Annotated in this window: 2 protein-coding genes; both read left to right on the top strand. The window is 67.2% G+C overall.

From position 1 onward, the window contains the following. Positions 1-328: ABC transporter permease subunit (locus tag UK23_RS43235; protein WP_045317640.1), on the top strand; the 328-nt coding region annotated here is incomplete at its 5' end. Beyond that, positions 325-918: carbohydrate ABC transporter permease (locus UK23_RS43230; RefSeq protein WP_045317639.1), on the top strand; the 594-nt coding region annotated here is incomplete at its 3' end. The genes UK23_RS43235 and UK23_RS43230, both read left to right, overlap by 4 nt.

Raw genomic sequence — 918 nt, 5'->3', positions numbered from 1 at the left:
CGAGCTGTACGAGTCCGCGCGGCTGGACGGCTGCTCCGAGGCGCAGATCGCGTGGCGGATCAAGATCCCGCTGATCAGGCCGTCACTCGTGCTCACGTTCTTCTTCTCCACGATCGCGACGCTGCAGGTGTTCGCCGAACCGATGACCCTGCGGCCGCTGACCAACTCCCTGCCCTCGACCTGGAGTCCCTACATGAAGGTCTACCGGGACGCGTTCGTCCAGGGTGGCATGTACGCGGCGGCAGCGACCGCCGTGGTGATCGCGGCCGTGACGTTGTTGCTCTCGTTCGGCTTCCTCAAACTGGTCAACCGGCGGAGCGCGTCGTGAAACACCGCACGCACTGGTTGCCGACGCTCACGCTGCTGCTGGGCGCGCTCTACTGCCTGATCCCGGTGATCTGGGTGGTGATGGCCGCGACGAAGAGCCGCGGCGAGCTCTTCACCACCTTCACCTTCCTGCCCGGCACCGGTTTCTGGGAGAACGTCGCGGAGCTGACGGCTTACCGCGACGGCGCCTTCTGGCTGTGGATGCTCAACTCGGCGCTGTACGCCGGTGTGGGAGCCCTGCTGTCCGCCGTCGTGTCAGCGGTGAGCGGGTACGCGTTGGCCAAGTTCGCGTTCCGCGGCCGGGGCGTGATCTTCACGGTCATCCTCACCGGCGTGCTGATGCCACCGATCACCCTGGCGGTGCCGCAGTACCTGCTGCTGGCGAAGGCGGGCATGGCAGGCACGTACTGGTCCGTGCTGCTGCCGAGCATCCTCAGCCCCTACGGCATCTACCTGGCCCGCGTCTACGCCCAGGCGGCGTTGCCCGACGAGGTGCTGGAGGCCGCGCGTGTCGACGGGGCACGTGAGCTGCGCCTGTTCACCTCGATCGCCTGGCCGATGATGCTCCCCGGCCTGGTCACGATCTTCCTG

This window comes from Lentzea aerocolonigenes (genome assembly GCF_000955955.1).
GTDB lineage: Bacteria > Actinomycetota > Actinomycetes > Mycobacteriales > Pseudonocardiaceae > Lentzea > Lentzea aerocolonigenes_A.
Note: the sequence above shows the minus strand (reverse complement) of the source record. Positions and strands in the feature narration are given on the sequence as shown.